Below are 23690 nucleotides of genomic sequence, written 5' to 3'. Positions count from 1 at the left end.
CCCGGCGGGTCTACGAGCGCCGCTTCGGCTTCCCGCGCCGGGCTGCGGCCGGGCCGCCCCGCGCCTTCTGCGCGCCGGGCTTCTGGCCCCCGGCCTTGTGTCCGCCCGTCCCCTGTCCGCCGGCCTTCTGCTGCTGGGGCTTCCGCGGCGCCGCCGCCTTCTTGGGCCGGCTCTTCGACGGCGCATCGGCCACCTGCGCGGCTCCGCGGCCGCGCGAGCTGTTGACCGTCCGCCCCCGGACGATCCCGATGAACTCCTCCACCAGGTCCGTGGTCCGCTCCTGCGGCCAGGACAGCGCCACCTGCGACTGCGGCCCCTCCGCCACCGGCCGGTAGGTGAGGTCCCGCCGGTGGTGCAGCCGGGCCAGCGACTGGGGCACCAGCAGCACGCCGACGTTGGCCGCCACCAGCTCGACCGCGTCCGCCGTGGTGTCCGGGCGGGCGATCGCCGGGCGCCCGGGCAGGGTGTCGGCGGTGAAGCCGAGGGTGTCGTCCAGCGGGTGGAAGACCACCTCCTCGGCGAGGTCGTCGAGGGCGACCTCCTCGGCGGCGGCGAGCCAGTGGTCCTTGGGGAAGACCACGACGGTGGTCTCGGTGTACAGCGGGATCGCGCTGAGCACGTCCTTGTCGACCGGCAGCCGGACCAGTCCGGCGTCCACCTCGCCCTCGCGAACCGTCCGCTCGCCCTCGGTGGAGGGCACCGCGACCAGGTCGAGCGGGACGTCCGGGAGCCGCTCGACCCAGACCCGGGCCCATTTGCCCGGGGTCACGCCCGGGACGTACGCGAGCCGGAACGACGGGTTCACCTGCATGTCTGTCACAGGGCAAGGCTACCGACCGTGACCGGAAGCGCCCGCGCACTCCCTTACCCTTGTCACCATGACATCGCTCAAGCAGAAGACCAGCCAGACCATGAAGCCGGCCACGGCGGCCAAGAAGCTGGGGATCTACCTCGCCGCGGCGCCGACCGACTTCCAGGAGGGCGTGGTCTCCCGCGAGGAGCTCAACGCGCTGCAGGCCGCGCCGCCGCAGTGGCTCCAGGAGCTGCGCAAGAACGGCCCGCACCCGCGCCCGGTGGTCGCCGCCAAGCTCGGCATCTCCATCTCGGGCCTGGCCCGCGGCGGTGTGACCGAGGCGCTCACCACCGCCGAGATCGACGCGATCAAGGCCGAGAACCCGCTGTGGCTCCAGCACGAGCGCGCCAACCAGGTGGACGTCCGCAAGGAGGAGGCCCGGATCAAGGCGAAGCACGAGAAGGAGGCCGCCGAGAAGGCCGCCAAGGAGGCCCGGGGCCACTGAGCCTCCGGCGCTCGGTGCCCGTTCGGAGCCGGGCCCGCTCGGAGTCCGGAGTCCCTGAATTCCGTTTCTGCGGCGGCGCGTTCGTGACGGGTGGATGGAACCTCCCTTCCACCCGCCGCGTATTGACCGCGCCGCCGCGGACTCCGAATAATCGCCCAATGACCGACCAGCCGGGCGACAGCCCGACCGCGCCCGCCGCTCAGGGCGAACTCCACGCCCTCGCCGAGGCCTGCACGGCTCGGAGCTGTCGCGCTTCGGCATGCTCTCGATGGACGCGCTGCGCGCGGTGCGCCTGGTGGTGGACACCGGGATGCACCACTACGGCTGGTCCCGGGAGCGGGCGATGGCCTTCATGCGGGACAACACCGCCACCCCCGAGGCCAACGTCCGCAACGAGATCGACCGCTACATCGCCTGGCCGGGCCAGGCCACCGCGTACCTGATCGGCCGTCGGGAGATCGTCCGGCACCGCGAGCGGGCACGGGCCGCGCTCGGCGGGCGCTTCGACGTCCGGGAGTTCCACCACGAGCTGATCGGACACGGCAGCCTGCCGCCGGACGTGCTGGACGACCTGATCACGGACTGGATCGCGGCCGTGTAGGCCTGGTGGTGCCGGTGGGGCGGGCCCCACCGGCACGGCGGGGTTCAGGACCCGGCTCGGAACCGGACGGTCTTCAGCACCGAGTCGACGCCCGTGCCCGAGGTCAGGTAAAGGGTGTGCCCGTCCTGGCCGAGGAAGGCGTCGGTGACGGACGGCAGGCCGAAGTCGGTGACGGTCTCGCCGGGGACGGCCGTGCCGGTGGCGGTGTCGTAAACCCGCAGCGCGGCCCGCGGGGTCTTCACGTCGGTCAGCACGTAGACGCGGGCGGAATCCGGGCTCACCCCGAGCAGATGGGCGTCGTCCCAACTGGGCGCGGCCGTGAAGGCCGGGCGGTAGGTGTTCGCCGTGGGGTCGACGGTGTCGACGGTGCCGGTGGCGTCCTGGTGGCCGCGGGCGTAGACGGCCCGGCCGTCCGGGGTGGGCGCGACCTCGTCGCCGGCGCCGAAGCCGGCCACCGCGTCGATGACCACCGGCGCGGCGCCCCGGACGTCCAGGTGGTAGAGGCTGTCCTGGGTGCCGGCCCAGGCGTCGGTGCCGTCGGGGCCGAGCACCACCGTGTCCACGACGTAGCCGGTCAGCTCCGTCGCGCCGGTGAAGGTCCGGCTCGCGGTGTCGTACGCGAGGACCCGGCCGGCCTCACTGGCCCGGCGGCCCCAGGAGCCGTACTGGTCGATGTACGCCCGGGCGCCGTCCGCGCTGACCGTCACGCCGTGCAGCACCCCGGCGGTGAATCCTTCGGGGCGCGGCTGGTCGGGCGCGGCGACCCGGGCGGTCTCCTGGCCGGTGGCGGTGTCGATGGTCACCAGGTCCCCGCCGACGGTCAGGTAGACCCGGGTGCCGTCGGGGCTGACCGCCGGACGGCTGACGATGTCGAAGCCGGTGAGGGTCAGCAGGTCCGCGGTGGCGCCGGTCCGTACGTCGAGGCTGCGGACCACCCGGACCATCCCGCCGCGAGGGCCGGCGAAACTGACCACGGCGTAGCCGCGGGCGCCGTCCGAGGTGACGGTCAGGTGTTCGAGGTGGCCTCCGAGCGCGACGGTGTCCGGGGCGGCGCTTTGCCGGACCGACGGGTCCGGTCCGGCCGGGGCGGCGGCCGCGGCCCCCGTCCCGGCCAGCAGCAGCGCCCCCGACGCCGCCAGCGCGCCCAGCCAACGCGCCTTGCGTGTAAGGCGGTTCATGGTTCCCCTCCCGATGGTTCGTACCGCGACCTCGCCGCGACGAGGTCACGCTACGGCACGGTGGCGACCATCGGAGGCGGATCGTTCGAACCCTGTCCGAACACGATCCCTCCATGGTTCGGACAGATCGGGAACCGGGCGGAACGGGGCGGTGGCGGACCTGTCAGGGCGTCAAGGGTTCGGACACTGTGCGGAAACGATTCCGCGCGCCCGCGACAGTCCTCCCGCGCTGGACGTGGCGTCACCCGTTCGGCCCACTCGACACGGTAGTGTCCGCTGACGCGGCCTCCGGCACCTTCGCCGGCCGGCCGCCCGTACCACCGCAACGACCTGGAGGAACTCCGTGCCGGCTCCCGCCCGAGGCGCCCTCGCCATAGCCGCGGCCGTCCTGCTCGCCGCAGCCGCAGGCTGCTCGTCCGGCGGCGGCCACACCGCCAAGGACGGCTCCCACGCCAAGGACGGCTCCCACGGCTCCGCCCCGGCGGTCGCAGGCGACGCCGCCCAGCCCGCCCCCGCCAAGATCGTGACCGGGCCCGGCCCGAAGAGCTCCTACGACGCCCAGCCGCAGCCCGCGGCGGGCAGCTGCCACTACCGCTACACGACGGACAAGCAGCCGCTGCCCGACCCGAACTGCACCCCGGGCGCGATCAGCCCGGCCGTCAACCAGGGCAACGTCAACGACACCATCTGCAAGCCGGGCGGCTACACCTCGACCATCCGCCCGCCGGCGAACATCACCGGCAAGGAGAAGGCCGACAACGCCAAGTCCTACGGCTACACCGGCCCGATGGGCGACGCCGAGTACGACCACCTGATCAGCCTCCAGCTCGGCGGCGACCCCAACGACCCGCGCAACCTGTGGATCCAACCGCCCTCCCCCGGCCACGCCCCGGGCAAGGGCCCGAACAACCCCAAGGACTCGGTGGAGACCCACCTGCACACCGCGATCTGCAAGGGGCAGGTCACCCTGGCCGCGGCCCAGCAGGCGATCGCCACCGACTGGACGACGGCCGAGATGAAGCTCGGCATCAGCAAGGGCGCCACCGCCGCGCCCACCGCGGAGGCGGACGCCGACGGGGACTGACGCTCCCTGACCCCTCGGCGAATCGTTTCAGCCGTCGCTGCGCCTGATCATGCGTCGTTGACCCGGACCAGGCGTCATTGGTGCCCGATCAGGCGTCGTTGACCCCGACCAGGCGTCGTTGGCGCCCGATCAGGCGTCGCGGCGCCCCAGCGATTCGACCAGCTCGGCGATGGTGTCGAACGGCCGGTACTCCGCGAACTCCGCGCCCAGCGCGCGGGCCCGTTCGCGGAACCGGCCCTCGCCCAGCACCCGCTCGACCGCCCGGCCGACCGCCTCGGGCGCCGGGCGGCCGGTGCGCAGGTCAAGCCCCGCACCGGACCACTGCACCCGGGCCGCCACCTCCGGCTTGTCCTCGCTCGCCCCGGCCACCACCAGCGGCACCCCGTACCGCAGCGCGGTCTGCACCCCGCCGTAACCGCCGTTGCTCACCAGCACGTCGGTGTGCGGCAGCAGCCGGTCGAACGGCACGTACCCGGCGGCACGGACGTTGCCCGGCAGGCTGCCGCCGAGCAGGTCGGTCAGCGCCCGAGGCCCGTCCGGGCGGGCGGTGGCGGCCACCACCAGCACGTCCCGCTCGGCCAGGGCGCTGACCGTCGGTGCCACCAGCTCACCCAGGTCGTCGTTGGCCAGCGTCCCCTGGGTCACCACCACGACCGGCCGCCCGCCGCCGGTCACCTCGTCCCACCACTCGGGCAGCGGCCGGTCCTCGCCGACGCTCCCCGGCAGCGCGCCGATCAGCCGGTACGAGGCGGGCGCGTCGCTGCGCGGGTACTCGAAGCCCGGCACGGTCAGCTGGAGGAACACGTCCGGCACCGCCACCTGGGCCCACCCGCGCGGCCCTTCCGGCAGCCGGACGCCCAGCTCCGCGAACACCTCCTCCGCGTAGCGCCGCAACGGCTCGCCGCGCCGGTCCGCCTCCTCCCGCAGCTCCCGCAACCGGGCCCGGCCCTCCTCACCGGGCAGCGGCGGCACCCCCGACCCGAACGGCGCGGTGTCCACGCTCGGCAGCATCGACGGGCAGATCCCGACCCCGATCAGTGCCGGGCGCTGCGCCCGCGGCCGGCTCAGTGCCAGCGGCAGGGCGCCCTGGATGAAGGCGTCGGCGATCACCGCGTCGGCCGGGAAGTCCTCCAACAACGCCAGCAGCGCCCGGTACTGGTACGGGATCGGCTCGAGGAAGACGTGCCGCACGTCGAAGGCGATCCGTTCGGGACCGGGCGGCAGGTCCGCCCGCCCCGGGAAGGACGCGTCGAGGTCGCGGTCGTCCCAGTCGGCCTCGGCGGGCAGCGCGGCGAAGCGCGCCCCCGCCCGCTCGGCGGCGTCCGCGAAGCGTGAACCGCCGAGGAAGACCACCTCGTGGCCGCGCGCGGCGAGGTCGGCGGAGACCGCCAGCAGCGGGCTGACGTGCCCGTGCGCGGGCAGGGCGGTGGTGATGATCCTGGACAGCGGAACCTCCTGTGTTCGGGCCCGGTGTTGCGTTCTGCTCGTATCCGGGACTCACCGTAGGCGGGGGTGGTGGACGACCGATGAACAGCTCATCTGCCCAGCACCGCACCGCCGTTCAGACCGATCACCTGACCGGTGAGGTAACCGGCCGCCGGGGAGGCGATGTACGCCACGGCCTCGGCCACGTCGGCGGGGGTGCCGGCCCGGCCGACCAGGGTGTCGGCGACCTTCCGGGCATGGAACTCCTCGTTCCAGTCGGCCCCGAAGATCTCGGTGTCCACGACGTAGCCGGGCGCCAGCACGTTCACCGTGATCCCGTCCGGCCCCAACTGCCGCGCCAGGCCGAACGCCCAGCCGTGAAGGGCCGCCTTCGCCGCCGCGTACGAACCCGCAGAGTGCGGGCCGGCGCCACCGCGCTGGGCGGCCGCCGAGCTGATCACCACCAGCCGGCCGCCGGGGCGGCGCAGCGCGCCCTGGAGCGCGGTGGTCAGCAGTACGGCGGTGAGCAGGTTGGTGTCCAGGTCCCGACGCCAGGACGCGGCCAGGGCGGTCAGGCTGCCGTCCTCGGGCGGGGTGATGATGGCGCCCGCGTTGTTCACCAGCACGTCCACCGGCCCGAGTTCCCCCACTCGGGCGGCCACCCGCTCGACGGCCGACGGATCGGCCAGGTCCCCCGCCACGGGCACGACCGCTCCCGGCCCGGCGTCCCGCTCGATCTCCGCCCGGGCCTCCTCCAGCACCGCCGCCCGCCGCCCGAGGACCGCCACCCGGTACCCGTCCCCGACCAGCCGCGCCGCGATCGCCCGCCCGATCCCGGTGCCCCCACCGGACACCACCGCAAGCCGCTCCCGCGTCACCGCTCGGCCTCACCGTCGTGGTGGGCACGCATGAGCCCGGCCGACCAGGCGGGCCGGGGGACCTCACCGCGCGGCCCGGACTCGGCCGGGTACGGCTCGAGGCCGAGCACCGGCGTGCCCGCTGCGTCTACCGCGTCTTGGAGAGCGGACTGCCCGCCGTCCAGCCGGATCACCGCCCCGACGCTCCCCCAGCCGTCGTCCCGGCCCGACTCATACCCCAAGGCCTGCCGGGCCACCGGACGTACCGTCACTTCGCCCATGCCGTCTCCCCCTTCGCCGTCGAACCGTCCACTCGGTACGGTAGCGATCCGAACGCGCGGACGATCAAGGGGGTGGCGCAAGGGTGGACGGCCCGGATTGGCGGCCAGGGCGGCGGGTGCCCCGTGGGCCGGCCTCGCGTCCGCTGCTGCCGGTGGGTTTGTCCCTCAGTGGGCCGACCGCCGAGGCCGCCCGCCGCGCTGCCCGTCAGGACGCCAACTGCTCTGCGATCCACCGCGGTTCGGCCGCCCGCAGCACCCGGCCGCCGGGAGGTGACGGCGCGCATCAGCGAGCCGTTGCCTGCCACGCACAGGGTGGTGTTGAAGTGGATGGCGGCGGCAAGGTCTCACGGATGGCCGCTGGTGAGGACCTCCTCGGTCTGGATGCCGATGACCTTCGGGTCTGAGGCCGCCCAGTGGCGGAACCGGTCGAAGATGTCCGGGAGGTCCAATTCCCCGCGCTCGATGAGTGATTCGGCCACCAGGACGCCCGTCCGGGTGTCGTCGGTGGCCTCACCGAGCTCCCAGCCGCCGGCGACCAGCTCGACGTTCCCCGCGGGGAAGCGGGCCGAGAGGGCGCCGGCCGGGCCGAACTCGCAGGGTGGCCCCGAGGGCGTCGCCCACGGCTGCCCCGAGCACGGCGCCGGCCGCACGGCCGCCCCGGTCGGCCGGGTCGGTCAGGCCTGGCCCGGAGTGATGGGCAGGCCCCGCTTGTGCTCGGTGCGGCGGTAGTGGCCGAGGACGGTGCGGAAGACCTGCTCGCTGACCGGGCGGCCCTCCAGGAAGTCGTCCAGGGCGTCGTACTCGACGCCGAGCGCGTCCTCGTCGGGCTTGCCGGGGGCGAGGTTCTCCAGGTCCGCGGTGGGAACCTTGCCGACCAGCTCCTCCGGAGCGCCCAGGTGGGAGGCCACTGCCCGCACCTGACGCTTCGTCAGCCCGGAGAGCGGCATCACGTCCGCCGCACCGTCACCGAACTTGGTGAAGAAGCCGACGGCCGCCTCGGCCGCGTGGTCGGTGCCGACGACCAGACCGCCACTGGCGCCCGCGGCCGCGTACTGGACGACCATCCGCTGGCGGGCCTTGACGTTGCCGCGCACGAAGTCCTCGTGGGCGTGGTCGCGGAAGGTGACGCCGGCCGTCAGCAGGGCGTCGAAGGCCGCGTCGGTGGCGGGCTTGACGTCGACGGTGAGCACCTCGTCGGCCCGGATGAACTCGAGCGCGCGCTGGGCGTCCGCCTCGTCCGCCTGGACGCCGTAGGGCAGCCGCATCGCCGTGAAGGCCGCCTGGTACCCCTCGGCGCGCAGCCGCTCGACGGCGAGCTGGCAGAGCCGCCCGGTGGTGGTGGAGTCCACCCCGCCGCTGATGCCCAGCACCAGGGTGCGTGCGCCGGAGGCCCGCAGCTGGTCTGCCAGGAAGGTCACCCGGCGGTCGGCCTCCTTCGCGGGGTCGGCGACGGGCGCCACCCCGAGGGCCAGGGCGATCTCGCGCTGGACGTCCGCGGGCAGGGTCTCGGTCATGGTCGGCTCCTTCAAGTCGGTACCACGACATCATCCACCCGGCCCGCGGCCGGGCCGTCGGCGGCCCCGGCCCGCGGGGCCTGCGGGATCTCAGGCCGCCGCGCCCGGGTCCGGCTCCGCGCCCGGCCCGAGGTGCGGCTCCGCGCCCAGGGTCCGGCCCGCCTCCGGTGCGGGGTGGCCGAGGATGTCGAGCACCACCCGGCCGTCCACGGTCTCCTGGGCGACCAGCAGCGCCGCCAGCTCGTCCAGGTGGTGGCGGTGTTCGTGGAGCAGCCCGACGGCCCGGCGCTCGGCGCCGCGCAGCAGGGCGGCCACCGCCTCGTCCACCGCACGCTGGGTCTGCTCGGAGTACGGGCGGCGCAGCATGTCCTCGGGGTGGTCGCCGAGGTACTGCGGGGAGCCGCTGGAGTAGCCGACCGGTCCGAGGTCCGGCGAGAGGCCGAACTCGCGGACCATCCGGGTGGCCACCGAGGTGGCGTTGGCGAGGTCGTTGGCGGCGCCGGTCGAGCCCTCGCCGAAGACGACCAGTTCGGCGGCCCGTCCGCCGAGCTGGACGGTGAGCAGGTCGGTCAGGTAGCTCTCGCTGTACAGGTGCCGTTCGGCCTCGGGGAGTTGTTCGGTGGCACCGAGGGCGACCCCGGCCGGGAGGATGGTCACCTTGGCGACCGGGTCGGCGTGCTCGCACAGCGCGGCCATCAGGGCGTGTCCGGACTCGTGCACGGCGACGGCGTGCCGCTCCTCGGGCAGCAGCGCGTTGGAGGACTCGCGGCGCCCGAGCAGCACCCGGTCGCGGGCGTCGTCGAGGTCGGCGGCCGTGATGGTGGCCCGTTCGGCGCGCACGGCGTTGATGGCGGCCTCGTTGACCAGGTTGGCGAGGTCTGCGCCGGAGAAGCCCGGGGTGCCGCGGGCGATCCGGTCCAGGTCGGCGTCCGGGGCGAGGGTCTTGCCGTGGGTGTGGACGGCGAGGATGGCCGCCCGTTCGGCCTGGTTGGGCAGCGGCACGGTGACCTGCCGGTCGAAGCGGCCGGGGCGCAGCAGCGCCGGGTCGAGGGCGTCCGGCCGGTTGGTGGCGGCGATCACGACGATGCCGGTGCTCTGGTCGAAGCCGTCCATCTCGGAGAGCAGCTGGTTGAGGGTCTGCTCGCGCTCGTCGTTGCCGCCGATCCGGGTGCCGCCCGCGCGCCGGCCGCCGACGGCGTCGATCTCGTCGATGAAGATGATGGACGGCGCGCGTTTGCGGGCCTCCTCGAACAGGTCGCGGACCCGGGATGCGCCGACGCCGACGAACATCTCGACGAAGCCGGAGCCGGTCACGGAGAGGAACGGCACCGAGGCCTCGCCGGCGACGGCCCGGGCGAGCAGTGTCTTGCCGGTACCCGGCGGGCCGACCATGATCACCCCGCGCGGCCCCTTGGCCCCGGCGGCGGCGTACCGCTCGGGGCTGCGCAGGAAGTCCACCACCTCGCTGACCTCCTGCTTCACCCCCTCGTACCCGGCCACGTCGGCGAAGCCGGTGGCGGGTCGCTCGGCCTCGATGATCTTCGCCCGGGAGCGGCCGATGGCGCTCAGCCCGCCACCGAGCGAGCGCGCGGCCATCCGGCCCGACCAGAGGAACAGTCCGCCGAAGATCAGCAGCGGCAGGAAGAGCAGCAGGGTCGACCAGATCGAGCCGCCTCCGCTGCTCCGGCTGCCGGTGACGTTCACGTGCTGGTCGGAGAGCGCGCGGCTGAGCTGGGAGGTGCCCAGGGCGGTGGGGATCTGGCTGGTGAAGTGGGTGCCGTCCTTGAGGGTGCCGGACACGCCGCCGGTGTCGGTGACGTCCACGGTCTGCACCTGGCCGGTGTCGACCCGGTTCAGGAAGTCGGTGTAGCCGTAGCGGGGACCGGTCGGGGCGGACCTGGAGAACAGGACCAGGAGGAGCAGGGTCACCAGCACCGCGACGGGCAGCAGCCAGCGGCGCAGCGTGGGCGGGGGCGGTTTGGGCGGGGTCCCGCCGGGACCGGGACCGGGGCCCGGGCCGCTTCCGGGGGCGCGGCCCGGGCCGGGCGGGGTCGCGGAGTGGCGGAGGGCGCGCAGACACGTTCGTACGATCATCCGCGCTCACCACCTCTCGGGCTCGCCGCGTGCCCGGCGCAGGGCCCTGCGCACGGACCTGCCCAGGAGCATCCTCCGGACGTTCCTCGGGGCCTTCCTCTCCATGGTCGACCCGTCCGGGCCCGGACGGGAGGCCGAGCGGCTACCGGCTGGTCGCGACCGGTCCGAAGGCCCGAGCCGCACCCGCGGCTACCCCGTCGGCACGGAACCACCCAGCGCACGGTGCGGCCGGGGCACGGGTCGCCGCGGCTCCCTCGGCCGGTCCGTCCGGCCGGCCCGCCGCACCCCTACGACCGGTCGGGACCGGCCCGGGACCGCCGCGGTACCGGCGCAGCGGGCGACCGTCACGAGAAGTCGAGCGAGCCCGTGCGGGTCCGCTTGAGCTCGAAGAACTTCGGGTACCCGGCCAGCAGCCGGACGCCCTCGAAGACCCGCAGCGCGTCCTCACCGCGCGGGATCGCGCTCAGCACCGGGCCGAAGAAGGCGACGCCGTCCAGGTGGATGGTCGGGGTGCCGACCTCCTCGCCGACCGGGTCCATGCCCTCGTGGTGGCTCTTGCGCAGCGCGATGTCGTACGCGGTGCTGCCGGCCGCCTCGGCGAGTTCCTCGGGCAGTCCGGCCGCCACCAGGGCCTCGCGGATGACGGTGTCGTCGGCCTCCCGGTCCTGGTCGTGCAGACGGGTGCCGAGCTCGGTGTACAGGTCGCGCAGCACGTGCTCGCCGTGCCGCTCGGCGGCGGCGACGCAGACCCGGACCGGGCCCCAGCCGGTGGTCATCAGTCGCTGGTAGCGCTCCGGCAGGTCGGTGCGGCCCTCGTTGAGGACGGACAGGCTCATCACCCGGAAGTTGAGGTCCAGCTCGCGCTGCTTCTCGACCTCCAGGATCCACCGGGAGGTGATCCAGGCGAAGGGGCAGACGGGGTCGAAGTAGAAGTCGACCTTGGGGGTGTTCGCGTTCTCGGTGGCGTTCTCGGTGGCGTTCTCGTTCTCGTGCGTGTTCACGTCGATGAGCCTAGGGTGCGATTGGACCGCTCCCCAGGGCCAATCATCGCCGTCACCCCTGGGCCACTTCTCAGCTGCAGGCGGTCCCGTCGGCGGGTACCGCACCGTCCAGCAGATAGGCGTCGACGGTCTTCTTCAGGCACGGGTTGCCGGTGTTGTAGCCGCCGTGGCCCTCTCCGTGCAGGGTGACGGTGACGCCGACGCCCGTGCCCAGGTGCTGCGCCATGGTGTGGGCGCCCTCGACCGGGGTGGCCGGGTCCCCCGTGGTGCCGACCACCAGGATCGGTGCGGCGCCCGGGGCGGAGACGTCCGGGTGGTCGGTCTTGCCGGGGACGGGCCAGCCGGTGCAGCCGGTCAGGCCCCAGGCGGTGAAGGCCCCGAACACCGGGGAGGCGCTTCGGAACTGCGGCAGCTGCTGTTGGACGTCCTGGTCGGAGTAGCGCTGCCGGGCGTCCACGCAACTGATGGCCCGGTTGGCCGCGTTCAGGTTGTTGTAGTGTCCCTGCGGGTCGCGGCCCAGCAGCGAGTCGGCCAGCTGGAGCAGGGTGTCACCGGTGCCCTGCTGCATCGCCTGGGTGAGCCCGGAGGCCAGCGCGGGCCAGGTCTGCTGGCTGTACAGGGCGGCCGCGATGCCGGTGATGGCCAGGGTCTCGGTGAGCTTGCGGCCGCTGTCGGTGGGCAGCGGCGACTGCTCGAGCTTCCGCAGCAGGTCGGTGATCCGCGCGGTGCCCTCGGCACCGCCGGAGCCGGTCGGGCAGGCGCCCGAGTCCTGGGTGGCGCAGGCCTTCATGAAGTCGTCGAGGGCGAGTTGGAAGCCCTGGGCCTGACCGAGCGCGGTCTGCTGCGGGTCCTTGGTCGGGTCGACCACCGAGTCCAGGACCATTCGGCCGACCTCCCGGGGGAACAGGTGCGCGTAGACGCCGCCGAGCTCGGTGCCGTAGCTGATGCCGAAGTAGAAGAGCTTCTGGTCGCCGAGCACCTGCCTCATCAGGTCGAGGTCCCGGGCGGCGCTCTCGGTGTCCACGTACGGCAGCTCCGGGCCGGAGTTGCGATCGCAGGCGGTGGTGAACTGCGCGTTGCCGTCGTCCAGCGCCTTGACCTCGGCCGGGGTCTCCGGGGTGCCGTCGACGGCCACGTTGGCGTCCATCGCCCGGTCGTCCAGGCACTTCACGCCGGCGCTGTCGCCGACTCCGCGCGGGTCGAAGCTCACCAGGTCGTAGCGGGTGTTGAGGGAGGCGTAGGCCGGGGCCAGGACGGGCAGGGTGGCCACGCCGGAGGCGCCGGGGCCGCCGAAGTTGAAGAGCAGCGAGCCGATCCGGTGCTGCTCGTCCTTGGCCTTGCTACGGATCAGCGCGAGGCCGATGGTCTTGCCGTCCGGCTTGGCGTGGTCCAGCGCGGCCTTCATGGTGGCGCACTGCCAGTCGCTCGCGGGCGCGGTGCCGCCGCCCTGCGCGGTGCTCGGGGGCGGGCAGGCGTGCCAGTCCAGTTGCTGGGTGGCCAGGCCCGTGCCGCGCGTGCCGCCCGTGCCGCCGGCCGGGGAGGTCGGCGCGGGTTCGGCGGCGGAGCGAGCGTCGCCCTGGCAGCCGGAGACGGGGGCGAGCAGCAGCGCGGCCAGGCCGAGCGCGCCGGCGCCGCGGACGACGGTGTGCATGGAGCGGTCCACCTCTCGGGTTGGCCGGGTCGGTCTGCCGAAGGCACCGGCGCGTCGCAGGACGGCGTGCGCCCGAGCGTGTCGGGATGGCAGGCGCGCGCCCCGGCGCTCGGCACCGGTGGCGCACCACAGACCCTAGGGGGCACGGCGCGGCGGCGCCCGCCGGAGTCCCCGGACGGGGGGATCGCGCCGAACGGACTTCCACCGGCCGACCGGGTGAGGGTTCAACAGGCCCACCGGGTGGCAGCCTAACCGCCGGACGCCGGACGCCGCGCGGAGCAGCCGGGCGCAGCGTGGAGCAGCCTGGGGCACGTCGTGGAGTGGATCGGAGGGACGAGGAGAACACCTTGGGCACCGACACCGACACCGACCCCGCGTTCGTCAGCGTGGGCGTCTTCATCACCACCAGCCGGCAGGAGGTCCCGCTGCAACTGCGCGACGACAAGCCGGACATCCGGTGGCCCGCCCACTGGGAAGCTGCCGCCCGCGCTCAAGGGCTACCTGCGCCAGCTGGAGGCCCGGCTGACCGCGGGGCGGACCCCGGACCGGGCCGTGGTCGGCGACATCCACCGCCACCTCTCCGCCCACCGGGCCGGACTCGGGGTCCCGCTGCTGCCCCTCCAAGTGGTGAAGATCCAGGAGGAGGCGGGGGAGGTCGCCGAAGCACTGCTCGGCGTGCTCGGCGCCAACCCGCGCAAGGGTGTCAGCCACACCATGGCCGACTTGCAGGGCGAGCTGTGCGACGTGATCACCGCCGCCATGGTCGCACTGCGCGACACCACGGATGACCCGGGCACCGTCCTCGCCGAGCACCTGGCGCGCTGGCGCCCGTCACGCCGGGAGGAGTAGTCCCCCGGCCCTTCCACTGTGCTGGATTCGCCGCCGCACTTCCCCTGGCCGATCGGCACCCCTGCCGGGGGAATCCGGTGGTCGGGACCTCCCGATCGGCACATGTACGGGTGGTCCGCGACGGGCGAGGATGACGGTCATCGGGGCCCCGCCGGTGGGGTCCGGGAAGGAGTCCCGCCATGACCGCCGTCCTCAGCTCGCCCCTGCTCGCCTCAGCGCAGTTCCAGCCCCGGCCGACCGCGCACCACGTACGCTGGCAGCCGCACCTCGCCCAGCACCGCTCGGGGCAGTCGCAGCCCGAACCGCCGCCCGACCACACCGAGGGTCCGCCGACGGGCGCCCGCGTACGGCACGCCCCCGGGGGCACAGCGGGTGACGCCATCGGCCTCCAGAACGTTCGCGGCGACCAGCTCGGGCACGAGCAGGTCGGGCTCCTGCCCCCACCGCCAGCGCTCCTCGCCCAGACCGAAGCCGCACAGCACGGCGCCGTCCCGGGCGTAGTCGAGGAGAGCCGGCGGCTGCTCGGGCATCGGCCGGAAGTGGACGACCTCGACGCCGCCGTGCGCTATCTCGATGAGCAGTTCGCCGCCGGTCGAGTCCCCGTACTCGATCGCGAAGGACCAGCCCTCCGCCTCGCCGACCCGGATCACACCGTCGCCCTCGTCACCGGGGCGGTAGACCTCGATGTCCAGGTCCCAGATCTCCGTCCCGCTGATCGGCCCGGTGGCGGCAGCGGGGTCGGCGCCCATCCGGCGGGCGAGTTCCTCGGGCGGGATCCCACGCGCGAACACCACGCCGTCCACTTCCCCACCCGCGTCCGCCAGCCACTGGATGCCCTCCCCGTTCTGCTCCTCGGCCTCACGCGAACCGTCACTGATGACACCGATCATGACGCCCCTCCCCTCGCGCCGACCCTGCGATGGCCAGGCGCAGCCGGACCGCACCCTAACCGAGATCCCCGACACACACCCCCGCACGGCAAGCCGGAAACTGGCGAACCCTCACCGTCCGTGCCCGCGCTTCCTTTACTCCTGCCCCTGAACCAACCGCCTCCGCCCTTATGAGAGTTGACTCTCACGCATTATGAGAGAACACTCTCACAGTATGGAGCATGGGAATCGCCTGGGCGATATCGAGATCACCGACCCAAAGGCCATGCGAGCGTTGGCGCATCCGGTACGGCTGGCGATCCTCGAGCGGCTGCAACGACACGGGCCGGCGACGGCGACGCAGTTGTCGCCGGACGTCGGAGCCACCCCGTCTGTGACGAGCTGGCACCTGCGCCACCTGGCGGGCTTCGGGCTGGTCCGCGACGCCGAGGCCGCCACGGATCGTCGGGAGCGGCGATGGGAGGCCGTGGCACGCGGTTTCCGGTTCGGAATGCCGGAGGACGAAGTGGGCCAGTCCGCCGCCCGGGTGCTGTCCCGGGAGATGTTCGCCCGCGCCGCCGACCTGCCACACCGGTGGGTGACCGAGACCGAGCCCGAACTCGATCCGGCGTGGCGCAAGCCCGCGGGACTGGCGAACACCCGCGTGGTGGTGTCCCCCGAGGAACTCGCGGCCATCGAGGACGCGATCGAAGGCGTCCTCGCGCCTTATGTGACGCGCGACCCGGCGCAGCGGCCGAGTGGAACCCGTGGCGTCCGACTGCTGCGTTACGTCCTGCCGGAGGCGGGCGCGGAGCGGGCGGGTGAGAGGGCGTGACCTCCTTACCGGACACGACCGCTGCGGAATCGCTGTGGCGAAACCGTCGCTTCGTTCGTTTCTGGGCCGGGCAGTCGATCTCCCAGTTCGGTGACCGGATCTCGGAACTGGCGCTACCCCTGATCGCCGTGGTGGCGTTGGACGCCTCGGCCGGTCAGGTCGCGTGGCTGACGGCGCTCGCGTGGGCTCCGAATCTCCTCGCCATCGTGCTGGGCGCCTGGGTGGACCACCAGGTCCACAAGCGCCGCCTGATGATCACCGCCGATCTGATCCGCGCGTCCGTGCTGCTCACCCTGCCCGCGGCCTACCGCTGGGGGACGGTGACGCTTCTCCACTTGTACGCGGTGGCACTGCTGACCGGCGCTGCGGCGGTGCTCTTCAACACCGCCTATCCGCCCTTCTTCGTCCACCTCGTGCCGCGCTCGGCCTACGTGAACGCGAACAGCAAGCTCAGCGCCAGCCGTTCCGCTTCGTTCGTCCTCGGCCCTGCCGTGGGCGGCACCATCGTGCAGATCCTGACCGCGCCCGTCGCCGTGGTCGCCGATGCCCTGTCCTTCCTGGTCTCGGCCGCTCTGCTCGGGCGGATCCCGGTCGACGAACCAGCCGCCGCCACCGGTGGGTCCGCTGGGCCCTCGCTGCTGCGGCGGGCCAGGGAGGGGCTGGTCTTCGTCGTCCGCCACCCGGTGCTGCGGGCCAGCCTCGGCGCTGCGACGACCGTCAACTTCTTCACCTTCGTATCGGGTTCCGGCCTGACCGTCCTGTTCGCCGAACGGGAGCTGGGGCTTTCCGCAGGCACCATCGGGCTCGCCTTCGGTGTCGGATCCACCGGAGCCCTCGCGGGCGCGGTGCTGGCTCCGAGGATCTCGCGACGCATCGGCGTGGGACGCAGCATCGCGGCCGGCGCCGTACTCTTCCCGGCCCCCATCGCCATCGCCGCCGCTGCGAGCGGTCCCGTCTGGGCGCGTGCGGGGGCCCTGGGGGTTGCCGAATTCCTCTCCGGAATCGGCGTGATGCTGTTCGACGTCAACCTCAACTCCCTGCAGACCGCCGTCATAGCGGACGGCATGCGCAGCCGCGTGGCCGGCGCCTACAACACGGTGAACTACGGCATCCGCCCCATCGGCGCCCTCATCGGAGGCATGCTCGCCACTCTCATCGGACTCCGGGCCACCCTGATCACGGCCGCCATCGGAGGAACCCTGTCGCTGCTCTGGCTGCTCCCCTCACCGATACCCCGCATACGCACCCTGGCCCCGGCCGCAACAGAGGCAACCGACCAACCGGTACGTCAATGACCCGCCGACACAGGAAGTCCACCCCACCGACCCCTGCCCACAACCCACCTCCAGCAGCCTGAGGCCCAACGCCCCGCTCCAGGCACTCCCGCACGCCACCGCCGACACCACCCACCAGAGCCGCAACCGTGCATCCGCTCCCCGGCTCCGGCCGACCCACTCACCGCCCCCAGGACCAACACCAAGCCACCCGACCAACCAGCACCTCAAGGACGCACCGACACAGGAAGTCGAACCCCGCCGCATCAGCAGGGCGTACACCGCAGTGGCCACCACCATCCCCACCGGAAAGACCAGGTCCACGCCCGTCAGGGCAGCGACCGGGCCGGTGTAGAGGGTGTCGAGGATGAGCCCAGTGAAAGGTGTCCGCCGCTGGGCGTCATGGCGGGCGCCCGTCACCGCCGCCCCACCCGCGACCTCGACGAGCCCCCGCACACCCCCGGCCAGGCGCTCACCGCTCCGGAGACGCTGCGCGCGATGACCGTCAACGCGCCCTTTCGGGCGGGCGAGGAGCAGCTGGCGGGCCGGATCGCGGTCGCCCCCCGGGCCGACCGGCTCTCCTGAGCCGGGACACCCAGAACCCTCGGAGCACCCAGAACACCCCGAAACCCCAGGAGCCGCAGGAACCGCAGGAACGGCGGGAACGGCGGGAACACCCGGGACGCTGCCCTCTACCAGCAGTTCACCCAGCCGTCCAGGTGGCCCTAGGGGAACCGTCCCGGTGCCCCCAAGGGCCCGGGGCCGGTGGGGAAGCCCCCCGGGAAACCTGGCGGCCCGCCCCAGCGCGCCCCACCCCCTCCTCGGCCGAGGATTCTCTCACCGGCCCACTCAGCCGGACGAGTTGAACCGACGAGCCGAGGAGTAGCCATCATGACCGTGACCCGGAAGCCCGCCCACCGACGCACCCTGCTGATCACCACCGCCGGCAGCGCGGTCGCGGCGAGCACCGCCCTGCTCACCCCGGCCGCCACGGCAGCCGCCGCAACAAGCGCAACAGGCCTGCCAGCCCCAGCCGCCCCCCGGACGGCCCCGCCGACCCTCACCGTGACCGAGGAGCTGGACCGGATCGCGCACCCCCTGCGGTCCACCGAGCCCGACGCCCCGGCCGGCGGCCTGCGGGCGCTGGGCGCGATGATCGGCGACGCCCGGGTGGTCGGCCTCGGCGAGGCCACCCACGGCTCGCACGAATTCTTCACCATGAAGCACCGGGTGTTCCGCCACCTGGTCGAGGAGAAGGGCTTCACCACCTTCGCCCTGGAGGCCAGTTGGTCGGCCGGCCTGCTGATCGACGCCTACGTCCAGGGCGGGGGCGAGGGCGACGCCCGCCGGCTGGTCCGCCGAACGCTGGCCGGATCACCTTGGCAGCGACGGGAGTTCGCCGACCTCATCGAGTGGATGCGGGCGTACAACCGCAGCCACCCGCAGCACCCGGTCCACTTCGTGGGCACCGACCTCGGCTTCCCCGGGATCGGCGAGCAGCCCTTCGCCGAGATCACCGCCTACGTGCGGAAGGCGGCGCCCGCCTCGCTGTCGAGCGTCGAGCAACTGTACGCCGACCTGCGGCCGTTCGACGACGCCATCGGCTACGTGAGCCGGGTCCCGCTGCCCGAGCGGCAGCGCAACGCCGACCTGGCGCAGCAGGCGCTGGACCTGGTCACCGCCGCCGGGAGGGACGGTGACGCGGAGTACGAGTGGGCCGTCCAGCACGCCCGGAACATCGCCCGGACCTTCGCCTTCTCCACCATGAGGATCGGCGACGGCCCCTCCGTCACCGCCGCTCAGGTGCTCCGCGACCGGGCGATGGCCGACAACACCCTGTGGTGGCAGCGCCGCCTCGGCGGCAAGGTCCTGCTCTCGGCGCACAACGGCCACGTCGGCTACCGGTCGAGCGACCCGGCGCTGTACCCCACGACGCAAGGCTCCCACCTGCGCGACGCGCTCGACGCCGGTTACGTCAGCATCGGCTTCACCTTGGGCGGCGGCTCCTTCCTCACCGAGACCGACCCGTTCGCCGGCAACTGGCAGAGCAGCACCGTGCCCCCGGCCACCCTCGGCATGAACGAGTACCTCCTGGACCGGGTCCGCCCCCGCGACTACTACCTCGACCTGCGCCAGGCCCCGCCCGCGGCCCGCACCTGGCTGGACACGGCCCACCCGACGTACGACGCCGGGACCGCCTTCACCCGCGACCCGCTGCCCGCCCTCGCCCTGGGCGCCGGCTACGACGTGCTCATCCACCTCCACCGGGTCCGCGCGGCCGAGAAGCTCTGACGGCCGCCGCTCCGGCCCCCTTCCCCCGGTCGAACGGCGGTTGACCAAACGGAACGTCGTTCCGTATCGTTTCCGGAACAAGGTTCCGCTTTGGGCTCAGCCCGCGGCGACACGGGAAAGGCACCTCATGGCCACATCGACCCACACCCCCGACAGCACCACCTCCCCCACCCCCGTCCTCTCGATCAGCCCGGTGGTCCTGTCGACCCCGGACCGCCCCGTGGACCTCCACCTGCGGGTCTCCGTCCCGGCGGCCGGGAGCGACCTGCCGATCGTCCTGCTCTCCCACGGCCACGGGCCCTCGAACCACCTCTCCTCCCTGCACGGCTACGCCCCGCTCGCCGACTACTGGGCGGCCCACGGCTTCGCCGTCATCCAGCCCACCCACCTGAGTTCGCGGACCCTGCACCTGGATCCCGACACGCCCGGGGCGCCGCTGTACTGGCGGTCGCGCGCCGAGGACATGACGCGCATCCTCGACCGCCTCGACGAGATCGAGACCGCCGTCCCCCACCTCCGCGGACGCCTGGACGGGAGCAGGGTGGCCGTGGCCGGACACTCGATGGGCGGCCACACCGCGAGCCTGCTACTGGGCGCCCGGCTCACCGATCCCCAGGACGGCACCGCGGTGGACCTGACCGAACCCCGGATCAAGGCCGGCGTCCTGCTCGCGGCCCCGGGCCGAGGGGGTGACGCCCTCACCCGGTTCACCGCCGAGAACTACCCCTTCTTCCTGACCACCGACTTCTCCCGGATGACGACGCCCGCGCTCGTGGTCGCCGGTGACGACGACCCCTCCTCCCATCTGACGGTCAGCGGCCCGGCCTGGCACACCGACCCGTACCACCTCGCCCCGGGCCCCAAGTCCCTGCTCACCCTGTTCGGCGCGGGCCACGGCCTCGGCGGGGTCTCCGGGTACGACGTCGCCGAGACCACGGACGAGAGCCCCGAGCGCGTCGCCGCCGTCCAGCGCCTCACCTGCGCCTACCTCCGCACCACGCTCCACCCCGGCGATGCCGCCTGGCCCACGGCGTGCCGGCTGCTCGCCGCCGGACCCGACCCGCTCGGCCGGGTCGAGTCCAAGTAGCCTCCAGGCCGCCGGCCGGCGAGGAGCGCGGCTCAGGCCGACCGGTGGTGGTGGTGGTCGCGGTTCCGGTCGCGGTCGCGGTTCCGGTCGCGGTCGCGGTTCCGGTCGCGGTCGGCCGTGACGTGTCCGGTCAGGCGTTCCCAGTTGCCGGAGCCGATGGCTGCCTTCTCCTCCTCCGTGAAGGGAGCGTTCTCCAGGAACGACCGGGCGACGCCGCCGCTGGTGTCCAGGTACCGGAAGTCGCCGTGCCGGGGGTCGAAGGCCCGTCGTCTGCTGGCCGATCCGGCTGTGACAACGGTCGTTGTCGAGCACAAGGACCGCCTCGGCCGGATGAACGTCGAACTCGTGGAAGCCGCGCTCGCCGCGTCGGGCCGCCGCCTGGTCGTCCTGGACGAGGGTGAGGTCGAAGACGATCTGGTGCGGGACACGGTCGAGCGGGCGAAGAGCACGGTCAGCTCGAACGCCTCGTACGTGGCGGCCGTGTCGCGCCGGTAGACGCCGATGACCCCGGGCGCGGCCCAGGTGGCCAGCGCGCTGCCGACGCCCAGCACGCACAGCACCAGGGTGACCAGGCGCTGTTCGAACCCGACCCCGCCGTCGCGGTCCTCCGCCCGGGCCCGGACCAGTCGGCGCAGCGCTCGCCCGGGTGCTGCGGCCAGGCCCGGTGGCGCACCTATCGTGGGCGGGTGACCGATCATCGGACTACTCAGCCCGCCCGCGTCCGAACGGGCTACCTCCTGGCCGCCTTCGCCTTCGCCGTCTGCATGGCTGGCACCACCCTGCCCACCCCGCTGTACGGGCTGTACCGGGAGCAGATCGGCTTCTCCGAACTGACCGTGACGGTCGTGTTCGCCGTCTACGCCTTCGCCGTCATCGGCGTCCTGCTGCTGGTCGGGAACATCTCCGACACCGTCGGGCGCCGCCCCGTCCTGCTCTGCGGGCTGGTCTGCGCGGCCTGCAGCGCCGTCGTCTTCCTGGCCGCGGACAGTGTGGCGCTGCTCTGCCTCGGCCGGCTGCTGTCCGGTCTGTCGGCGGGTCTGTTCACCGGCACCGCGACCGCGTACGTCCTGGAGCTCGCCCCGTCGGAGCACCGCGGGCGCGCGGGCTTCGTCGCGATCGCCGCCAACATGGGCGGCCTCGGCTGCGGACCGCTGCTGTCAGGTCTGCTCTCCCAGTACGCGCCGCAGCCCCTGCTGCTGCCGTTCGCGGTGCACCTGGTGCTGCTCGCCGTGTCCTTCGGTCTGCTCCTGCTGCTGCCGGAGACGGTCGCCGACGCCCGTCCGCTGCGCACCGCCCGTCCCAACCGGCCCCGACTGCCGCCCGAGGTGCGCCCGGTGTTCGTGCCGGCCGGGATCGCCGCCTTCGCCGGGTTCTCCCTGCTGGGCCTGTTCACCTCGGTCAGCCCGGCCTTCCTCGCCGAGGGCCTGGACGTCCACAACCGCGCGGTCGTCGGCCTCGTCGTGTTCGCGGCCTTCTTCGCCTCCACCTTCGGCCAGTTGCTCGTCCCCCGGCTGGGCACCGCCCGGGCGATCCCGCTGGGCTGCCTGGTGCTGATCGCCGGGCTGGCACTGCTGGGCAGCTCGCTCGCCTGGGACCTCCTGCCTCTCCTGGTGCTCGCCGCGTTGGTCGGCGGCGCCGGCCAGGGCATGGGGCTGCGCGGCTCGGTGGGCGAGGTCGCCGACGCGAGCCCGGCCGAGCACCGCGGCGGCGCCCTCTCGGCGCTGTTCGTGGTCGCCTACTTCGGCATCTCGATCCCGGTCATCGGCGTCGGCCTGCTCACCGGTCCGCTCGGCCTGGCGCAAGCCGGCCTGGTCTTCGCCGCCTGCATGGCCCTGCTCGCCGCCGCCTCCGGCGCCTACCTGCTGCGCCGGGCGGCCGCCGAGAGCTGAACCCGCCGCGTACGCGGCCCCGTCTCCGTCAGGGCCTGTCCGCCGGACGGGCCTGAGCGACCGACGCCCGCGCGGCGTTCCCGGCCCGGATCCGCTGGCGCAGGAAGAGGGCGGCCCGGTCCAGTGCCTCGTCCGCCTCGTCGAGGACGCCCGCGAACGCCTGGAACACGTGCGGCACATCGGCGGTGACGTCCAGGATGACGTCCACGCCCGCGGCCCGCGCCCGCGCGGCCAGGCGGACGGAGTCGTCCAGCAGCATCTCGTTGGCGCCGACCTGGACCAGCATCGGCGGAAAGCCGGTGAGGTCGGCATGGAGGGCCGGGCTGAGCAGCGGCTGACGGGGGTCGGCTCCGGCGAGGTACATGGCTCCGGTGTGTTCGAGGGCCGCGCGGGTGAAGACCGGGTCGACGCCCTCCTTGGTCCTCATGCTCTCGCCGGACCTGGTCGCGTCGACACCCGGGGAGAAGGCCAGGACGGCGGCGGGCAGCGGGAGGCCCGCGTCCCGGGCGGCGAGGCAGGTGGTGACGGCGAGACCGCCGCCGGCCGAGTCCCCCGCGAAGACGATGGCTGAGGGCTCCTCACCGCGGTCGAGCAGGTCGCGGTAGGCGCTCAGGGTGTCCTCGATCGCGGCCGGGAAAGGGTGTTCGGGGGCGAGCCGGTAGTCCGGCGAGTACGCCCCGAGGCCGGTCCTGGCCACCAGGTTCCCGGTCAGCGAGAGGGCGGTCTCGGGCGAGCCGAAGACCCAGCCGCCGCCGTGGAAGTACAGGATCGTCCCGACACCAGGGCCGTCCTGCGCGCCCGCGTCCGGGCCGGTCACCGGCTCGACGCGCAGGGCGGGCCGGCCGCCAAGGGTCGTGTCGGCGGTCCGGATGCGGCTGTGGGGCACGATCATCCGGGCCATCAGCCCCCTGAAACCGGCCCGGATCTCCTCGACCGTCCTGGGCCTGCCCGATCCCTCCGGCCCTTCCGACCCCTCCGGCCGCGGCTGCCGCAGAATTCCGTCGATCCGGCTGCGCTGTTCCCTGCTCATGGGCACACTCCTGCCACAAGTAGCTTCCCGTACACTATATGCCATGGAAGGTACATTGAACGGCGACCGCGCCGCAGCCGGACTCCCCGACCTGTTCGCCGACCTGGTCAGGTGCGAGACCCGGCTGTACAACGCCCTCAACGACCGCCTGCGCGCTCGGCACGGGATCGTCACCTCGCAGTACGAGTTCCTCGATTACCTGCGCCGCCACCCCGGATGCCGGGTCGCGGACGTCGCCGCCGAGTTCGCCATCGGCGTCGGGGCGACCAGCAAGGGCATCGACCGCCTGGAGAAGCAGGGATGGGCCACCCGTCGGCCGAACCCCTCGGACCGCCGGTCCTCACTGCTGGCGCTGACCGCCGACGGGGCCCGGCTCGTCGAGGAGGCGCAGCGGACGTTCACCGACACCCTGGCCGAACTCCTCACGGACGCCCTCGACACCGCCTCGCTCTCGGCGGCCGCCCGGACCTTCTCAACCCTGCGCTCCGCCCTCGAACGCGACCGGATCGGCACACCCACCGGCTGAGCCGCACCCGCCGCCGACCCGACGGGCCGGGCTCGACCTCAAGCCGCCTTCGACT

23 protein-coding genes and 2 pseudogenes are annotated in these 23690 nt (G+C 73.5%); 12 read left to right on the top strand and 13 right to left on the bottom strand.

Annotated features, from left to right (window positions below):
• Positions 1 to 10 precede the first annotated feature (10 nt).
• Positions 11 to 820, bottom strand: coding sequence for a LysR family substrate-binding domain-containing protein (locus tag ACH4J0_RS17090; protein ID WP_396240798.1), 810 nt, complete (start codon positions 818 to 820; stop codon positions 11 to 13).
• 58 nt (positions 821 to 878) lie between these two features.
• Here ACH4J0_RS17090 and ACH4J0_RS17085 point away from each other — a divergent pair, with 58 nt between their 5' ends.
• Both ACH4J0_RS17085 and ACH4J0_RS17080 read left to right on the top strand, forming a co-directional pair.
• Positions 879 to 1298: a DUF5997 family protein gene (locus ACH4J0_RS17085; RefSeq protein WP_396240796.1), complete on the top strand. Its 420-nt coding sequence runs from the start codon at positions 879 to 881 to the stop codon at positions 1296 to 1298.
• A 229-nt stretch (positions 1299 to 1527) separates the two neighbouring features.
• Positions 1528 to 1899 carry a DUF885 family protein gene (locus ACH4J0_RS17080; protein ID WP_396240954.1) on the top strand — a complete coding sequence of 124 codons (372 nt, stop codon included), beginning with the start codon at positions 1528 to 1530 and terminating at the stop codon, positions 1897 to 1899.
• Between the two features lie 44 nt (positions 1900 to 1943).
• Here the strand turns inward: ACH4J0_RS17080 and ACH4J0_RS17075 are convergent, their stop codons facing one another.
• On the bottom strand, positions 1944 to 3077 hold the full coding sequence (locus tag ACH4J0_RS17075) for a YncE family protein (protein WP_396240794.1): 1134 nt from the start codon (positions 3075 to 3077) through the stop codon (positions 1944 to 1946).
• A 343-nt stretch (positions 3078 to 3420) separates the two neighbouring features.
• On the opposite strand from ACH4J0_RS17075, the gene ACH4J0_RS17070 reads away from it, so the two are divergent.
• The gene (locus ACH4J0_RS17070) at positions 3421 to 4161 is read left to right on the top strand and encodes a hypothetical protein (RefSeq protein ID WP_396240792.1); all 741 of its coding nucleotides are present in this window, start codon (positions 3421 to 3423) and stop codon (positions 4159 to 4161) included.
• Positions 4162 to 4290: 129 nt separating this feature from the next.
• On the opposite strand, the gene ACH4J0_RS17065 is transcribed toward ACH4J0_RS17070, so the two are convergent.
• From ACH4J0_RS17065 to ACH4J0_RS17030, 8 genes are all read right to left on the bottom strand, one after another.
• Positions 4291 to 5514 (bottom strand): glycosyltransferase, encoded by a 1224-nt coding sequence (locus tag ACH4J0_RS17065; RefSeq protein ID WP_396240790.1) that lies wholly within the window; start codon positions 5512 to 5514, stop codon positions 4291 to 4293.
• A 182-nt stretch (positions 5515 to 5696) separates the two neighbouring features.
• Entirely contained in the window at positions 5697 to 6443 is a 747-nt protein-coding gene (locus tag ACH4J0_RS17060) for an SDR family NAD(P)-dependent oxidoreductase (protein ID WP_396240788.1), read from the bottom strand.
• 17 nt (positions 6444 to 6460) lie between these two features.
• Complete coding sequence (locus tag ACH4J0_RS17055) at positions 6461 to 6724, bottom strand: hypothetical protein (RefSeq protein ID WP_396240786.1); 264 nt, start codon at positions 6722 to 6724, stop codon at positions 6461 to 6463.
• A 344-nt stretch (positions 6725 to 7068) separates the two neighbouring features.
• On the bottom strand, positions 7069 to 7374 hold the full coding sequence (locus tag ACH4J0_RS17050; protein WP_396240784.1) for an ADP-ribosylglycohydrolase family protein: 306 nt from the start codon (positions 7372 to 7374) through the stop codon (positions 7069 to 7071).
• A gap of 24 nt (positions 7375 to 7398) precedes the next feature.
• Positions 7399 to 8238, bottom strand: a complete 840-nt coding sequence (nadE, locus tag ACH4J0_RS17045; protein WP_396240782.1) for an ammonia-dependent NAD(+) synthetase — start codon at positions 8236 to 8238, stop codon at positions 7399 to 7401.
• Between the two features lie 90 nt (positions 8239 to 8328).
• The gene (ftsH, locus tag ACH4J0_RS17040) at positions 8329 to 10332 is read right to left on the bottom strand and encodes an ATP-dependent zinc metalloprotease FtsH (protein ID WP_396240780.1); all 2004 of its coding nucleotides are present in this window, start codon (positions 10330 to 10332) and stop codon (positions 8329 to 8331) included.
• 344 nt (positions 10333 to 10676) lie between these two features.
• Complete coding sequence (locus ACH4J0_RS17035) at positions 10677 to 11333, bottom strand: disulfide bond formation protein DsbA (RefSeq protein WP_396240778.1); 657 nt, start codon at positions 11331 to 11333, stop codon at positions 10677 to 10679.
• Positions 11334 to 11403: 70 nt separating this feature from the next.
• Entirely contained in the window at positions 11404 to 12984 is a 1581-nt protein-coding gene (locus ACH4J0_RS17030) for an alpha/beta hydrolase (RefSeq protein WP_396240776.1), read from the bottom strand.
• Between the two features lie 552 nt (positions 12985 to 13536).
• Here ACH4J0_RS17030 and ACH4J0_RS17025 point away from each other — a divergent pair.
• Positions 13537 to 13833: a MazG-like family protein gene (locus ACH4J0_RS17025; RefSeq protein ID WP_396240774.1), complete on the top strand. Its 297-nt coding sequence runs from the start codon at positions 13537 to 13539 to the stop codon at positions 13831 to 13833.
• 212 nt (positions 13834 to 14045) lie between these two features.
• Here the strand turns inward: ACH4J0_RS17025 and ACH4J0_RS17020 are convergent, their stop codons facing one another.
• Positions 14046 to 14723, bottom strand: a complete 678-nt coding sequence (locus ACH4J0_RS17020; protein ID WP_396240772.1) for a DUF6461 domain-containing protein — start codon at positions 14721 to 14723, stop codon at positions 14046 to 14048.
• 214 nt (positions 14724 to 14937) lie between these two features.
• On the opposite strand from ACH4J0_RS17020, the gene ACH4J0_RS17015 reads away from it, so the two are divergent.
• The 6 genes and pseudogenes from ACH4J0_RS17015 (at position 14938) to ACH4J0_RS16990 (ending at position 20190) form a co-directional block, all read left to right on the top strand.
• Complete coding sequence (locus tag ACH4J0_RS17015) at positions 14938 to 15537, top strand: ArsR/SmtB family transcription factor (RefSeq protein WP_396240770.1); 600 nt, start codon at positions 14938 to 14940, stop codon at positions 15535 to 15537.
• On the top strand, positions 15534 to 16832 hold the full coding sequence (locus tag ACH4J0_RS17010; protein WP_396240768.1) for an MFS transporter: 1299 nt from the start codon (positions 15534 to 15536) through the stop codon (positions 16830 to 16832). Before ACH4J0_RS17015 ends, ACH4J0_RS17010 begins: the two co-directional genes overlap by 4 nt.
• Positions 16833 to 17213: 381 nt before the next feature.
• Positions 17214 to 17396, top strand: coding sequence for a hypothetical protein (locus ACH4J0_RS17005; RefSeq protein WP_396240766.1), 183 nt, complete (start codon positions 17214 to 17216; stop codon positions 17394 to 17396).
• A 40-nt stretch (positions 17397 to 17436) separates the two neighbouring features.
• Positions 17437 to 17697 (top strand): annotated as a pseudogene (locus ACH4J0_RS17000) (hypothetical protein); the annotation flags it as partial.
• A gap of 5 nt (positions 17698 to 17702) precedes the next feature.
• Positions 17703 to 19103, top strand: coding sequence for an erythromycin esterase family protein (locus ACH4J0_RS16995; protein WP_396240764.1), 1401 nt, complete (start codon positions 17703 to 17705; stop codon positions 19101 to 19103).
• A 127-nt stretch (positions 19104 to 19230) separates the two neighbouring features.
• Positions 19231 to 20190 carry an alpha/beta hydrolase family protein gene (locus ACH4J0_RS16990; protein ID WP_396240762.1) on the top strand — a complete coding sequence of 320 codons (960 nt, stop codon included), beginning with the start codon at positions 19231 to 19233 and terminating at the stop codon, positions 20188 to 20190.
• A 434-nt stretch (positions 20191 to 20624) separates the two neighbouring features.
• Here the strand turns inward: ACH4J0_RS16990 and ACH4J0_RS16985 are convergent.
• Positions 20625 to 20819, bottom strand: a pseudogene (locus tag ACH4J0_RS16985) (murein biosynthesis integral membrane protein MurJ); the annotation flags it as partial.
• 57 nt (positions 20820 to 20876) lie between these two features.
• On the opposite strand from ACH4J0_RS16985, the gene ACH4J0_RS16980 reads away from it, so the two are divergent.
• Positions 20877 to 22079, top strand: a complete 1203-nt coding sequence (locus ACH4J0_RS16980) for an MFS transporter (RefSeq protein WP_396240760.1) — start codon at positions 20877 to 20879, stop codon at positions 22077 to 22079.
• 28 nt (positions 22080 to 22107) lie between these two features.
• Here ACH4J0_RS16980 and ACH4J0_RS16975 read toward each other — a convergent pair whose 3' ends face one another.
• On the bottom strand, positions 22108 to 23109 hold the full coding sequence (locus tag ACH4J0_RS16975) for an alpha/beta hydrolase (RefSeq protein WP_396240758.1): 1002 nt from the start codon (positions 23107 to 23109) through the stop codon (positions 22108 to 22110).
• A gap of 43 nt (positions 23110 to 23152) precedes the next feature.
• On the opposite strand from ACH4J0_RS16975, the gene ACH4J0_RS16970 reads away from it, so the two are divergent.
• Positions 23153 to 23635, top strand: coding sequence for a MarR family winged helix-turn-helix transcriptional regulator (locus ACH4J0_RS16970; protein WP_396240756.1), 483 nt, complete (start codon positions 23153 to 23155; stop codon positions 23633 to 23635).
• Positions 23636 to 23690: the final 55 nt, after the last annotated feature.

It is taken from the genome of Kitasatospora sp. NPDC017646, from assembly GCF_044329365.1.
GTDB lineage: Bacteria > Actinomycetota > Actinomycetes > Streptomycetales > Streptomycetaceae > Kitasatospora.
The sequence above is the reverse complement of the archived record's forward strand: the minus strand, read 5'-3'. Positions and strand labels throughout refer to the sequence as shown.

Coding starts and splice junctions, on each gene's coding strand:
- ACH4J0_RS17085 (WP_396240796.1), top strand. CDS start 879: ATGACATCGCTCAAGCAGAAGACCAGCCAGACCATGAAGCCGGCCACG.
- ACH4J0_RS17075 (WP_396240794.1), bottom strand. CDS start 3,077: ATGAACCGCCTTACACGCAAGGCGCGTTGGCTGGGCGCGCTGGCGGCG.
- ACH4J0_RS17055 (WP_396240786.1), bottom strand. CDS start 6,724: ATGGGCGAAGTGACGGTACGTCCGGTGGCCCGGCAGGCCTTGGGGTAT.
- nadE (WP_396240782.1), bottom strand. CDS start 8,238: ATGACCGAGACCCTGCCCGCGGACGTCCAGCGCGAGATCGCCCTGGCC.
- ftsH (WP_396240780.1), bottom strand. CDS start 10,332: ATGATCGTACGAACGTGTCTGCGCGCCCTCCGCCACTCCGCGACCCCG.
- ACH4J0_RS17030 (WP_396240776.1), bottom strand. CDS start 12,984: ATGCACACCGTCGTCCGCGGCGCCGGCGCGCTCGGCCTGGCCGCGCTG.
- ACH4J0_RS17020 (WP_396240772.1), bottom strand. CDS start 14,723: ATGATCGGTGTCATCAGTGACGGTTCGCGTGAGGCCGAGGAGCAGAAC.
- ACH4J0_RS17015 (WP_396240770.1), top strand. CDS start 14,938: ATGGAGCATGGGAATCGCCTGGGCGATATCGAGATCACCGACCCAAAG.
- ACH4J0_RS17005 (WP_396240766.1), top strand. CDS start 17,214: ATGGCGGGCGCCCGTCACCGCCGCCCCACCCGCGACCTCGACGAGCCC.
- ACH4J0_RS16995 (WP_396240764.1), top strand. CDS start 17,703: ATGACCGTGACCCGGAAGCCCGCCCACCGACGCACCCTGCTGATCACC.
- ACH4J0_RS16990 (WP_396240762.1), top strand. CDS start 19,231: ATGGCCACATCGACCCACACCCCCGACAGCACCACCTCCCCCACCCCC.
- ACH4J0_RS16975 (WP_396240758.1), bottom strand. CDS start 23,109: ATGAGCAGGGAACAGCGCAGCCGGATCGACGGAATTCTGCGGCAGCCG.
- ACH4J0_RS16970 (WP_396240756.1), top strand. CDS start 23,153: ATGGAAGGTACATTGAACGGCGACCGCGCCGCAGCCGGACTCCCCGAC.